Genomic DNA, 12859 nt, shown 5'->3' on the forward strand with positions numbered 1-12859 from the left:
GGCTGGTTAGCTTGAACGGTTACTTTGGGCATGAAAGCCCTTTCGGAGTCTGAGGAGTTGACCCCTAATGTTTATGCAGAATCGCCGCCTGATGCGGCTTCTCCCGCTTGCTGGCCTGCTGCTGACCGCCTGTACCCTCAATAAACCCCAGGGCCCAGGGCAGAGCCTGACCTCCCCACAATGGCAACAACACCAGCAGGCTGTTGAAAAAATCACGCAGTATCAAACTCGCGGCGCTTTTGCCTATCTTTCTGATAGCCAGAAAGTCTATGCGCGTTTTAACTGGCAGCAGACCGCGCCGGATCGCTATCGGTTGATCCTGACTAATCCGCTGGGCAGCACCGAACTGCAGCTGGACGCGCAGGGCAGCGTTGTACAGTTAGTGGACAATAAAGGTAAGCGCTATACCAGCAACGATGCCGAGAAGATGATTTCGCAGCTCACCGGTATGGATATCCCGCTTAACAGCCTGCGCCAGTGGATGGTTGGCCTGCCGGGCGACTCCACCGATTACGCGCTGGATGACCAGTACCGCCTGCGTTCCGTCAACTACAGCCGTGACGGACAGCAGTGGCAGGTTACTTACCAGGGTTACGACAGTAAACAGACCCCCACGCTGCCTTCAAATCTGGAACTGAAACAGGGCAACCAGCGCATCAAACTGAAAATGGATAGCTGGATCGTTAAATGAGTGAAGGTAAGACCCTGACCGCTGTAAGCAGCCGACTGGCCTGGCCTGCGCCAGCAAAACTCAATTTATTTCTCTACATCACCGGCCGTCGTTCTGACGGCTACCACAATTTGCAGACGCTGTTTCAGTTTGTTGATTATGGCGACACGCTGAATATTGAAACCAACGCCAGCGGTAAAATCAGCCTGCTGACGCCGGTTGAGGGTGTGCCTGAAGAAGAAAATTTAATTGTCCGCGCGGCAAAACTCCTGCATCAGCATGCCCAGGCTCGCGGCACGCTGCCTTGCAATGCTGGTGCAGCCCTGGCTATTGAGAAGCGTTTACCCATGGGCGGCGGCCTGGGCGGCGGCTCGTCAGACGCTGCCACCGTGCTGGTTGCGCTTAATCACCAGTGGCAAACGGGCTTCTCGCTGCGCGAGCTGGCCGCATGGGGGCTGGCGTTGGGTGCGGATGTGCCTGTATTCGTCGAGGGCTTCGCCGCCTTCGCGCAGGGGGTGGGTGAAAAATTGACTCCGGTGTCGCCGGAAGAAAAATGGTATCTTGTTGTCCACCCCGGCGTTAACATTTCCACGCCGGCTGTATTTAACGATCCTGAGCTGATTCGGCACACACCAGCTCGTGAAATCAGTGAGTTATTAAGCACTGAATTCCGCAATGATTGTGAGCCAGTAGTAAGAAAACGTTTTCGCGAGGTTGAACAGCTTGTTTCCTGGCTGCTAGAATACGCGCCGTCGCGCCTGACCGGGACCGGCGCTTGTGTGTTTGCTGAATTCGACACTGAGTCTGCTGCCCGTAAGGTGTTTGAGCTGGCTCCAAAAGAGTGGCAGAGCTTTGTTGCGCGAGGCGTTAACGTTTCGCCGCTGCACCGCCGCCTTGCAGAGCTATTAGAGTGACCGTGACAGCATCGCCCCGTTCCTGATGTTGCACGTAGATGACTATACCCGTATGAAACAGTCGTTACGGTATTCCGCCCAGTGCCGCTAACGATGATGTTCATTCTCTGGACGCAAAGCCTGAGGTTCTTCTCGTGCCTGATATGAAGCTTTTTGCTGGTAACGCCACACCCGAACTAGCACAACGTATTGCCAACCGCCTTTACACCAGCCTGGGCGATGCCGCCGTCGGCCGTTTTAGTGATGGCGAAGTAAGCGTACAAATTAATGAAAATGTACGCGGTGGTGATATTTTCATCATCCAGTCCACCTGTGCCCCTACCAATGACAACCTGATGGAACTGGTTGTGATGGTAGATGCCCTGCGCCGTGCATCCGCTGGCCGTATTACTGCCGTCATCCCCTATTTTGGCTATGCCCGTCAGGATCGTCGCGTACGTTCCGCTCGTGTACCTATTACGGCCAAAGTAGTTGCTGACTTCCTTTCCAGCGTAGGTGTCGATCGCGTACTGACTGTGGATCTGCATGCTGAACAGATTCAGGGCTTCTTTGACGTCCCGGTTGATAACGTATTTGGTAGCCCGATCCTGCTGGAAGATATGCTGCAGATTGGTTTAGAGAACCCGATTGTGGTCTCTCCGGACATCGGCGGCGTGGTGCGCGCCCGCGCTATCGCCAAGCTGTTGAACGACACCGATATGGCGATCATCGATAAACGCCGCCCACGTGCTAACGTCTCTCAGGTGATGCATATCATTGGTGACGTCGCTGGCCGTGACTGTGTGCTGGTTGATGATATGATCGACACCGGTGGTACCCTGTGCAAAGCCGCTGAGGCGCTGAAGGAGCGTGGCGCTAAGCGTGTATTCGCTTACGCTACTCACCCGATTTTCTCTGGCAATGCCGTAGAGAACCTGCGTCATTCCGTGATCGACGAAGTGGTGGTTTGCGACACCATTCCGCTGCCGGAAGAGATCAAAGCCCTGCCAAACGTCCGTACGTTGACGCTGTCAGGCATGCTGGCTGAAGCGATTCGTCGCATCAGCAATGAAGAGTCTATCTCTGCAATGTTCGAGCATTGATAGCCAGGGGGGACGGGTTCGCCCGTCCCGCTTTTAGTTTTACGGCTATCCACTCTGTCACCATCGCCTGTCGATAACCTTCTTTAAAACCCACGCCGTTTACTTTCCCCCTTTGCTATTGCACCATTTGACTTAATTATCACCAGCCCTTTTTATTTTCACAAAGCACCCTGCCAGCCCTTTTTGCTTGTAATCATTAGTGATATTTTGCCTGAACCGACCCGCCAGGAATATTTTTACCATGACGCTTGACGTCTATACTCTCTTCGTTTGCGAGCTCTATGTATTATTCTTCCTCTGCATCATTATGGTATTCGCCTGGAAAGGGTCGCAGTACAGCCGCGTATTAGGCTTTCAGTGCCTGTCGCTAAGCGTCACTATCGTCGCAGTATTTTTAAGCAGCCTGCGCAGCGAAGGGCAATTATTCCTGCCCGTTGCCGTAGGGAATCTGCTGGTGATGCTGGCTTACAGCCTGCTGGTCATGGCCTTCCGCTCTTTTCGGGGCGCCTCCTGTGGATGGCTCTGGACGCTGGGCCCATTGGTCTGGGTTCTGCTTTGCCTCTCTCCGGCGTTTTATCACTCCATGCGGTATCGTATCCTGGCCGTTTGCGTGTTCTGCGTGATTTATACCGGCTGGATGATAGTGGAGCTGCACCGTTCACGAGCCGCCCTGCCCGTCACCTACTGGCCTGCGCAATTACTGCTCTGGATCCATCTGCTGTTTCATGTTGTCAGAGGCGTGATGGACGCCGGTATTATCAGCCCGCTGCATGGTGCGATTGGCGGCTCCACCTTCTCGGTTTACGTGATTATGGAGTCCATCCTGATGGTGATTGGGCTGACCTTCGCCATGCTGGCGATGGTGAACGAGCGAACGCAGATCCAGTATAAAAATGCTTCCCTGCTCGATCCTCTCACCGGCATCTGGAACCGCAGAGCGCTGTTTGAACAGGGCGAAGCGATGGGTCGTCAGTGCGACAAAACATTGCAGCCGCTGACCATCATGCTGTTCGACCTCGACTATTTCAAAAGCATCAATGACCGGTTTGGCCATAATCAGGGCGACCGGGTATTAATTGATTTTTGTGAACGGGTAAAGCAACTGATACCCGTCAGAGGCATCTTTGCCCGACTGGGCGGGGAAGAATTTGCCGCCATTGTCATGCTCAGCGAAGAAGAAGGCGTGCTTTGCGCAGAGAAAATTCGCTATGCCGTTGAACGCTCCCAGCCGGAAGGGGTGCATTATACCGTAAGCATTGGCGTAGCGAGCTGTAACGAGAGTTATCATTCTGTTGCGCCGCTGATGGTGGCTGCGGATGAAGCGCTGTATCAGGCAAAAGCGCTGGGGCGGAACCGGGTGATACGCTTTCAGCCGGACGAAGCTGGCGAGCCGGAGAGGGATAAAGCACTGAACGCAACGGGCGCCTGAGCTGAAATTTACCTGTAAAGAAGTTACTGTCGTTCAAAAGCAAAACGCCTCTTATTAAAGAGGCGTTGGTCAGTGACATTAAGGTTAGTGGTGGCTGTGTCCGTTCGATTTTCTGCAGCGCTCATCACCATAATGACGAACCCAGTAGTAACGGTCACACACTTTTTCACGTCCGCTTACGCGCGCGCCCACCAGCCATAACAGTGCGCCAATAAAGATGCTGAAAATAGCACCGTGTACCATAAACTGCGGTAACTGCAATTGAGGAAGCTGATTCAGTACGGAATAACCTACTCCCGCTACCATTACCACTAGCCCCAGCACCATCAGTGCGTTTCCGGTCAGATTGGCATGTTTACGTTTCATTGTTTCCCTCCCGTTACCAGCCTTGTTCAGATGTCATAAGTTTATGCAATAGCTGAGCAGTACGGTGCGGGTCAGATCACATTTGCTGCACAAAGTTTGACAAAACTTTACGCGTAAGCGCCTGCTTTTTAATAGAATTCATATTATCACTGTCCTCAACTATTGTTTTCCAGAGAGATTATCATCCACAATTTTGAGTTCTCCGGCGCAGCAAAGTACACTAGCGCCTGATCCCTCGCACTCCTCAGGAAAACAGACAAGTGAGCAGCATTAAACTGATTGTAGGCCTTGCCAATCCCGGCGCTGAATACGCCGCCACCCGCCATAATGCAGGCGCCTGGTACGTTGATTTACTGGCACAGCGCTACAATCAGGCGTTAAAGGAAGAGAGTAAATTTTATGGCTATACCGCGCGGCTGAATATTGCTGGCGAAGATGTCAGGGTACTGGTGCCGACCACGTTTATGAATCTGAGCGGGAAAGCAGTAGGCGCGATGGCGACATTTTATCGCATTGCACCGGAGGAGATCCTTGTGGCGCACGATGAGCTGGATCTGCCGCCGGGCGTGGCGAAATTTAAGCAGGGCGGCGGACATGGCGGCCATAACGGCCTGAAAGATATCATCAGTAAGTTGGGTAACAATCTTAACTTCCATCGGTTGCGTATCGGCATTGGTCATCCTGGCGATCGCAATAAAGTGGTAGGCTTTGTGCTGGGTAAACCTCAGGCGGCGGAACAAACGCTGATTGACAGCGCCATTGACGAAGCTGCACGCTGCACGGAAGTATGGCTGAAAGAAGACCGTTTAAAAGCGATGAACCGGCTGCACAGCTTTAAAGGTTAGGGTTATTAAGAGCAACTGGTTAGGGTTATTTAAGAGCGGCTGAAGAGTATTCTTCAGCCAGCCTGCACGTAGAATTGATACGATTGCAATTTCACAGATTTTTTATAAAGGCTGCAACAAGGCTTGGCAGATTGCTCATGAAAGTTAAATAATTGACGAAAAAATATCGTGCATAATTTATAAATTTAACGGGTCTTCTGAATAAATTTGTCTGTTGTATGATAATCTTTCCAGAAAGAGAAATCCCTACTCCCGCTTAACCTGTATAAATCCCCCCCCCTCCTCCTTTAAATAAAGACTTCCTTTTCTTTCCAGATGTTTATTAAAAAATCACCTTAATTGATTTAAGTAACAAGTTCATCACATTTACAATATATCAGAAAAACAGGCGTATCGTAAAATTATCAACCCCCTAAGCTCCACGCTCCGCTGCTTTGTTCATAGCCTTGTTTATGAAAAATATTATCCAGATCACATTATCCCACGATGAATATATATATTCTCCTTCCACGCGCGAAAGCACTATAAATTCGTTAATCATTTTAAAGGACTATTTATATAAAAAGGAGAATTTTATGGCGGGATTCAATTATGGCGGTGGCCCGGGCGATGGCACCAACTGGAGTTCAGAAAGAGGAAGTGAACCCAGCCCGGGCGGCGGCAGCCAGGGACATGGCGGCGATCGAGACAATGGGGGATCTTCAAATAGCGGAAAATCTCAAGCGACAGATGAACTCCGTGCGGCTGGCGATGCCCTTGCCCGAGCAAAAGGTAAAGTACCTACTGAATTTGGTTACTATTACATTAATGAAGATGGCGAGATTATCGGTGTATCGAATACTTCTTTTATATCGTTATCGATAACAGCGCTTGGCGATAAATATACGAGTTATTATCCGGCCCGCTCTAATTTTGGCCCTGCTCCCGCCCATCTGCTCCATGATTTTGGCAACAGCGGTGAAAACAGGGTCAATAGTATCTACAACGGAGAATATAGCCTCGGTGCACAATATAAAGGTGACCTCTCTGACGCCCGAATCACTGAGCTAAAAAAAATCATTGCTGACAATGCAAAATGGGCGAGCAGCACGCAATCTGGCCGCAGGATCACTAAGGCGCGGCAGCAGACTCAACTGGCAGAAAGAGAAATTGCAATGATAAACCTGGTTCGCCAGGAGAAAGCCCAGCTTGATGCCGTTATAGCCCATGCAGAAGCAACCGCCAGGGCTCAAGCCAGAGCAGAAGCTGAAGCGCGAGCCAGAGCAGAAGCTGAGGCGCGAGCCAGAGCAGAAGCTGAGGCGCGAGCCAGAGCAGAAGCTGAGGCGCGAGCCAGAGCGGAAGCTGAGGCGCGAGCCAGAGCAGAAGCTGAGGCGCGAGCCAGAGCGGAAGCTGAGGCGCGAGCCAGAGCAGAAGCTGAGGCGCGAGCCAGGGCAGAAGAAAAAGCTAAAGCGGAAGCCGCGGCCAAAGCCAGAACAGAGGAAAGAGATCGGTTCCTGAAATCCGTTCAAGCCGCTACCGGCGCCAGTTTAGTTGAGACAGAACGGCTTAAAGCTGAGGAGCACACCCGCACCAACGCCTTAGCGGCCGTAGGGCTGGAACCATCATATTCTGAGTCGTCTCCTTATTTAACAAATATTGCCAAAGTAATGAGCGCAGCAACTACGCTGGCATTCAATCGTGCCGCCTGTGGCGGAATGCAACTGGCTGCCGAAGGAGCAGGTACGCTCATAACCGATACTGCCGCCACCGCTGCTTTAAAAAAAGCTATAGAGTCTGGCGTAAGTTTGCTGGCAAAAAGCAGTATCGCGGGCGTTATTGTAGCGGGTTTCTGGCCTGCGGAAGCCGGAAAGGATAGCGATAAGGTAGGTCTTGATGCTGCTGCTCTCTTCACGGTACAAGCTGAGATGTTGGCAGGGCAAGGCGCTATCCAGCCTGAAATGAACACGGTAGAAATGCCGGTGCGTGGTGCACTGGTCGAAGAGAATGGTCATCTGGCATTAAAACTATTAAAAACAGGTGAAAATGGCATTTCTAGAAATGTACACATAGTGAAGGCGGAGCGTGACAGACAAACTGGTTTAGATATTATTACACTTCCGCCGACCAAATATTATCCCTCCAGAACAATAATTGTTAATCCCTATTTGGAGGACACAATAAAAGCAGCAGATGTAATGGAAATTCCACATTTCCTCCCTGGGGGCGACCCTGTCAATCCTGCTGATTATGCTGTGCCTCCCCTTTCGCAACCAGTACCTGCGACGCCGACTCATACCGGCACTGAAATTAAAGCAGTCGATAATATACAGATAACCATAACTCCTGTGGCCGAAGAGGAAGTAAGAGACTTTATATACTGGCAACTGGATGCCAGCGCCACGGCTGTGGAACCTGTATATGTTATGCTAAGTGAACCTTATGGAAAAACCAATGCAAAAGGCAAGTATAGTGGTCGTGCATATGATTCTGATAAGGCAGGCGGACCCATTCAGGATCTTAACTGGAAAGATGCTGAAATTGAGCTGGAAGGTGTAAACAAAGTTAAATTACATACAGGAAGATTCCCTCCCTCTGATGGCAATAAAGTGATGATTGACCGATTGGAGAAGATCCTTAATGGTGAGCTTGAGGCCACGGATATCGACAAACGATTCTATACACATGAAATTCGGGAACTTGAAAGGTATCGAGCTCTGAAAGTGCCGGATGGTGTCAAAGATGAGAAAATTTGGAACAACGCTCATTCAGCCACGCTGGAAGACTATAAGTTAAATGAAAAAACGCAGCCTTTATACACACCAGAAGCTAAGACTGCACAAGACGAACAGGATATGAGGGAGCTTCAATGATTGATATAAAGAGCATGGTTGAAAACGAAAGTGTAGAAGATGTTATTATGGTTCTTGCTCCCAAGCTGGACTATTCACGTATTGATAGCTGGTATGTGCAAAACCGATTCGAGGTCATTCAAAATGGCTTGCTTATACGTACTTTTGAAAAATTATTAAATGAAGGCAAACTTTATAAAGATGAGAAAGGCGAGGTTTTCCAGGGTCCCAACTGGCAACCACCTCAGTTCGTTAAGGATAAAAAATACGGTATTAAATAACGATAAATTTAATTAAAGAACGTGCCCGTATGCTTACGATCTACGGGCATTACTAAGAAAAAAATGAGAGCCTTCCATCCAAAACAACGCGTTTAAGTCGAATAAAAATATAAGTAAAAACCTCCTTGAATAAAAATAAAACCCAACCTTTATATACACCAGAGGCTGAAGTTGCGGACGACGTCCGGGCCGGGAGGAATAATAAATGATTGAATACAAAAAATATTTGAAAATGAAAGTGTGCAAGATATTGTCGTTTATCTGATGCCAGCGTTTTCTTACCAACATGTTGACCGCTGGTTTGTACGCTATAAATTTGAGGTTATCGCTAATGGTTTACTGTTGCGAACGACTGAAAAACTTTTAAAAGAATGTAAGCTCGCAAAAAAAAATGAAAAAGGCCACATAATCAGAAGATATAACTGGCAGAAACCTCAATTCTAGCACAAAAGAAATACGGAATAGAATAATTAATTAAGGCCAGGCTAACAGGCGCCTGCATCTATAAAGTGATGACAGGCGCTTTTAATTCTTATATTAGCAACCAGGTTAAGGTGGTCTAGCCCCGCCCTGCCAGCTAAAACAGCTTCGGTTATCGGTCGGGATCTTCCAGCTCTTTCAGCGTCAGCACCGGCAGGAAGTAGCCCTGCACGCCCCAGATTTTGCTGTCGGCCAGTTTTTTCAGCTGCATTTCACTCTCCACCCCTTCGACAATGACCCGGTTGGTGTACTGCCGGATATTGGCGATCAAAATGCTGAACCAGGGTTTGGCGACGTTATCCAGGAAAAACTGGCGGTCCAGCTTCACCGCTTCAAACATCTTTGATTGCAGTGCGTTGAGGTTGGCGTCGCCAGCCCCAAGATCATCCAGCCACAGAATGTTCAGCTGTTCAATCAGCGTGCGCAACAGCGGATTATTAAGGCCGTCGTGAAGGTTAGGGAAATCCTCGGAGAGTTTCAGACGAACAAAGGGCAAATGGCTGAGAATTTGCTGAATAAAAGTGGACTGTGTAACCACTTTCGCCAGCTGAAAATTGATCGTCAGGCAGCACAACAGGCCATGCTGCTGAAAATAGTCCGCGTAATGCTCAATCGTCAAAAGCTGATTGAGCAGATGCGCTTCCGGGTCCTGTTTTATTGACTGTAATGTTTCGCGGGCGCGATCTGGTTCACCCGGCTTGAGATCCAGCGCAATAAGCTCGCCGTTAATTGTATGAATAGGAACGCAATTATAATTATGTATCATGCCATCTTGCCAAGGTGCGGGCGTCCTGCCAGTGGTAAAAATCGTCGTACAGATAAACTTTAGCCGTTCATTCTGTAAAAATGCGAATCAATACGACGATTTTTATATCTATCGGCCAATCTGACGGCAGCTTTATGCATCAACCCTTGTCGGCAGCAACTTTATAATCCGGGTCATCCAGCTCATGGCTACAGAACGGACCGGCCTGCTTTAACAGGCTGATGCAATCTTCGCTGAGGTGGCGTAACCGCACGCTTTTTTCAGCCGCCAGGTAACGGGCAGTGAGCTTATCAATGGCCTCGACGCCGCTGGAGTCCATCACTCGCGTCCGGGCAAAGTCGATCACCACATTTTGCGGGTCATTCTCCGGGTGAAACAGCTCCTGGAAACTGGCCGCTGAGCCGAAGAACAACGGCCCTTCCAGACGGATCGTTTTCTCCCCCTCCTCTTCCTGCTGGGAAAGGATACTGATACGTGCGTGCTGCCAGGCAAAGACCAGCGCCGAAATGATCACCCCGAAAATCACCGCCATCGCCAGATCGGTATAGATAGTGACGATGGTGACGGCCACCATGATGACTGCATCCGGTTTCGGCATCCGCTTCAACCGCCTGATGGAGCTCCATTCAAAGGTGTTAATGCAGACCACAAACATAATACCCGCCAGCGCTGCGACCGGCAGCAGAGCGATATATTTGGAAAGGCTGACCACAAACAGGATCAGCAGCACGGCACCGACCAGATTCGAGATGCGTCCTCTGCCGCCAGAGGTGAAGTTGATGATCGACTGACCAATCATCGCACAGCCCGCAAAGCTGCCAAAGAAACCGCAGATGGTGTTACCAATCCCCTGCGCCACACACTCTTTATTGCCATCGCCCTTCTTGCTGCCCATCTCATCAAGCACGGCCAGCGTTAGCAGGGATTCTATCAAACCCACCAGCGCGATAATCACCGAGTAAGGCAGCACGACTTTCAGCGTTTCCCAGCTTAACGGCGCGGCGGGAAGGTGGAACATCGGCAGCGTACCGGAGATATCCGCCAGGTCGCCCACGCGTTTGGTATCCAGCCCAAAACCGATAGCGATGGCGCTGATAGCAATTAACGCTGCCAGCGAGCCGGGGATCGCTTTGGTCAATTTAGGGAACAGCCAGACAATCAGCATCGCCAGAGCTACCAGCCCATACATCACCGGCCCCTGGTTTTTAATCATCGGAATTTGTGCCAGCGCAATAACAATAGCCAGGCCGTTAACAAAGCCATAAATGGCCGGTTGCGGCACCAGACGGATAAATTTACCCAGTCGGAACACGCCAATCGCCAGTTGGATCAGCCCGGCAAAAATGGTTGCCAGCAGAACGTATTCATAGCCGTGCGTCTGAATTAAGCTGACCAGCACCACTACGATAGAACCGGCCGCGCCGGAGATCATGCCTGGCTTACCGCCAAACAGTGCTGTGACCAGACCCAGCATAAACGCCGTGTGCAGCCCAATAGTGGGCGAGAGTCCCGCCAGCAGAGAGAAGGCAGTGGCTTCCGGGATCAGGGCCACAGAAACAACAGCGCCAGCCAGCACGTCGTTTTTGACGTCGGCAGCCCTGAGGTTGCGCAGATTAAACATAGATATTTCCAGTTATTGTTATACAGGTGAAATCCTGCACCGCTAAAAAAAGGGCGCAAAGAGACTCGTCAGAAAGACGAGGGGCGCAACAGAGGTTGCTGGCAGGAGTCTTAAGGTGGCGTAAGCAGGAAGCGATGCATCTGCGGCGGTCTCCGTCAGCTGTAAAGTTAAGTCAGTATCGGGAATTGTGAGGCAGATCTCAACCTTAATCCTGCCTTCTCTCACAGAAATCAGCGCCAATCGCAGCATAATTCCGTGTATAATGCGCGGTAACTGTCAGTAACAACCAACTCAGACCGGTTGGGAAGTGACTCTTCTTCCTGATTATCAAGCAATTAAGGTGATTCAAACATGGGATTCAAATGCGGTATTGTGGGCCTGCCAAACGTCGGGAAATCGACTCTGTTCAATGCGTTAACCAAAGCGGGCATCGAAGCAGCTAACTTCCCGTTCTGTACCATTGAGCCTAATACCGGCGTGGTGCCAATGCCTGATTCCCGTCTGGACAAGCTGGCGGAAATCGTGAAACCACAGCGCATCCTGCCAACCACTATGGAGTTCGTGGATATCGCGGGCCTGGTTAAAGGGGCATCCAAAGGCGAAGGCCTGGGTAATCAGTTCCTGACCAACATCCGTGAAACCGAAGCTATTGGTCACGTGGTCCGCTGCTTTGAAAACGACAACATCATCCACGTGAATAATAAAGTGGATCCGGCTGATGATATTGAGGTCATCAACACCGAGCTGGCGCTCTCCGATCTGGATACCTGTGAACGTGCATTGCAGCGCGTGCAGAAGCGTGCCAAAGGCGGCGACAAAGATGCTAAAGCTGAACAGGCTGCGCTGGAGAAGTGCCTGCCGCACCTCTCCGAGGCCGGAATGCTGCGTTCGCTGGATCTGAGTGACGATGAGAAAGCGGCTATTCGTTACCTGAGCTTCCTGACCCTTAAGCCAACCATGTATATCGCCAACGTTAATGAAGATGGCTTCGAGAACAATCCCTATCTGGACAAAGTCCGTGAGATCGCTGCCAAAGAGGGTTCCGTCGTGGTACCCGTCTGCGCTGCGGTTGAATCTGATATTGCCGAGCTGGAAGATGCCGATCGCGAAGAGTTTATGGCTGAGCTGGGTATTGAAGAGCCTGGCCTGAACCGCGTTATCCGCGCGGGTTACTCGCTGCTGAACCTGCAGACTTACTTCACCGCTGGCGTGAAAGAAGTGCGTGCCTGGACCATTCCGGTTGGCGCCACTGCCCCGCAGGCAGCCGGTAAAATCCATACTGACTTCGAGAAAGGCTTTATCCGCGCCCAGACCATCAGCTATGAAGACTTCATCACCTACAAGGGCGAGCAAGGCGCGAAAGAAGCCGGCAAAATGCGCTCTGAAGGTAAAGAGTATGTAGTTAAAGATGGCGATGTGATGAACTTCCTGTTTAACGTCTAAGTCGCTTCTGTTGTCTCATGAGGTTTCATTGAATCTCATGAAAGCCACAAAAAACATAAAATCCACGCAATTGCGTGGGTTTTTTTTGCTCTGCTCAGCCTGTAGTGGTCTGTGGAGAGGATATGTTTAGGGTA

Annotated in this window: 11 protein-coding genes; 8 read left to right on the plus strand and 3 right to left on the minus strand. The window is 50.5% G+C overall.

Features of this window, described 5'->3' with window-relative positions:
• Window positions 1–67 precede the first annotated feature (67 nt).
• From lolB to SD961_RS16190, 4 genes are all read left to right on the plus strand, one after another.
• Window positions 68–691: a lipoprotein insertase outer membrane protein LolB gene (gene lolB / locus SD961_RS16175; protein ID WP_318791372.1), complete on the plus strand. Its 624-nt coding sequence runs from the start codon at window positions 68–70 to the stop codon at window positions 689–691.
• Window positions 688–1584, plus strand: coding sequence for a 4-(cytidine 5'-diphospho)-2-C-methyl-D-erythritol kinase (gene ispE, locus SD961_RS16180; protein ID WP_318791373.1), 897 nt, complete (start codon window positions 688–690; stop codon window positions 1582–1584). The genes lolB and ispE overlap by 4 nt, the downstream gene beginning before the upstream one ends.
• A gap of 134 nt (window positions 1585–1718) precedes the next feature.
• On the plus strand, window positions 1719–2666 hold the full coding sequence (gene prs, locus SD961_RS16185) for a ribose-phosphate diphosphokinase (RefSeq protein ID WP_124232585.1): 948 nt from the start codon (window positions 1719–1721) through the stop codon (window positions 2664–2666).
• Between the two features lie 241 nt (window positions 2667–2907).
• The gene (locus SD961_RS16190; RefSeq protein WP_318791374.1) at window positions 2908–4095 is read left to right on the plus strand and encodes a GGDEF domain-containing protein; all 1188 of its coding nucleotides are present in this window, start codon (window positions 2908–2910) and stop codon (window positions 4093–4095) included.
• 84 nt (window positions 4096–4179) lie between these two features.
• Here the strand turns inward: SD961_RS16190 and ychH are convergent, their stop codons facing one another.
• Window positions 4180–4461, minus strand: a complete 282-nt coding sequence (gene ychH / locus SD961_RS16195) for a stress-induced protein YchH (RefSeq protein WP_318791375.1) — start codon at window positions 4459–4461, stop codon at window positions 4180–4182.
• A 260-nt stretch (window positions 4462–4721) separates the two neighbouring features.
• Here ychH and pth point away from each other — a divergent pair, with 260 nt between their 5' ends.
• The 3 genes from pth (at window position 4722) to SD961_RS16210 (ending at window position 8415) form a co-directional block, all read left to right on the plus strand.
• Window positions 4722–5306, plus strand: a complete 585-nt coding sequence (gene pth / locus SD961_RS16200; RefSeq protein ID WP_318791376.1) for an aminoacyl-tRNA hydrolase — start codon at window positions 4722–4724, stop codon at window positions 5304–5306.
• Window positions 5307–5740: 434 nt separating this feature from the next.
• Window positions 5741–8155 (plus strand): S-type pyocin domain-containing protein, encoded by a 2415-nt coding sequence (locus tag SD961_RS16205; protein ID WP_318791377.1) that lies wholly within the window; start codon window positions 5741–5743, stop codon window positions 8153–8155.
• On the plus strand, window positions 8152–8415 hold the full coding sequence (locus tag SD961_RS16210) for an immunity protein (protein WP_318791378.1): 264 nt from the start codon (window positions 8152–8154) through the stop codon (window positions 8413–8415). The genes SD961_RS16205 and SD961_RS16210 overlap by 4 nt, the downstream gene beginning before the upstream one ends.
• 592 nt (window positions 8416–9007) lie before the next feature.
• Here the strand turns inward: SD961_RS16210 and SD961_RS16215 are convergent.
• Window positions 9008–9661 carry an EAL domain-containing protein gene (locus SD961_RS16215; RefSeq protein ID WP_318791379.1) on the minus strand — a complete coding sequence of 218 codons (654 nt, stop codon included), beginning with the start codon at window positions 9659–9661 and terminating at the stop codon, window positions 9008–9010.
• Window positions 9662–9800: 139 nt separating this feature from the next.
• On the minus strand, window positions 9801–11282 hold the full coding sequence (locus SD961_RS16220; protein ID WP_318791380.1) for a SulP family inorganic anion transporter: 1482 nt from the start codon (window positions 11280–11282) through the stop codon (window positions 9801–9803).
• A 351-nt stretch (window positions 11283–11633) separates the two neighbouring features.
• Between SD961_RS16220 and ychF the strand changes: the two genes are divergently transcribed.
• Entirely contained in the window at window positions 11634–12725 is a 1092-nt protein-coding gene (gene ychF, locus SD961_RS16225) for a redox-regulated ATPase YchF (protein WP_318791381.1), read from the plus strand.
• Window positions 12726–12859 lie beyond the last annotated feature (134 nt).

The sequence above is a fragment of the Erwinia sp. MMLR14_017 genome (assembly GCF_033657285.1).
Classification (GTDB): domain Bacteria; phylum Pseudomonadota; class Gammaproteobacteria; order Enterobacterales; family Enterobacteriaceae; genus Erwinia.

Bases quoted from the DNA above. Each gene is read 5' to 3' on its own strand.
- ychH (WP_318791375.1), bottom strand. From the start codon at position 4,461: ATGAAACGTAAACATGCCAATCTGACCGGAAACGCACTGATGGTGCTG.
- SD961_RS16215 (WP_318791379.1), bottom strand. From the start codon at position 9,661: ATGATACATAATTATAATTGCGTTCCTATTCATACAATTAACGGCGAG.
- SD961_RS16220 (WP_318791380.1), bottom strand. From the start codon at position 11,282: ATGTTTAATCTGCGCAACCTCAGGGCTGCCGACGTCAAAAACGACGTG.
- SD961_RS16190 (WP_318791374.1), top strand. From the start codon at position 2,908: ATGACGCTTGACGTCTATACTCTCTTCGTTTGCGAGCTCTATGTATTA.
- SD961_RS16210 (WP_318791378.1), top strand. From the start codon at position 8,152: ATGATTGATATAAAGAGCATGGTTGAAAACGAAAGTGTAGAAGATGTT.
- ychF (WP_318791381.1), top strand. From the start codon at position 11,634: ATGGGATTCAAATGCGGTATTGTGGGCCTGCCAAACGTCGGGAAATCG.
- lolB (WP_318791372.1), top strand. From the start codon at position 68: ATGTTTATGCAGAATCGCCGCCTGATGCGGCTTCTCCCGCTTGCTGGC.
- ispE (WP_318791373.1), top strand. From the start codon at position 688: ATGAGTGAAGGTAAGACCCTGACCGCTGTAAGCAGCCGACTGGCCTGG.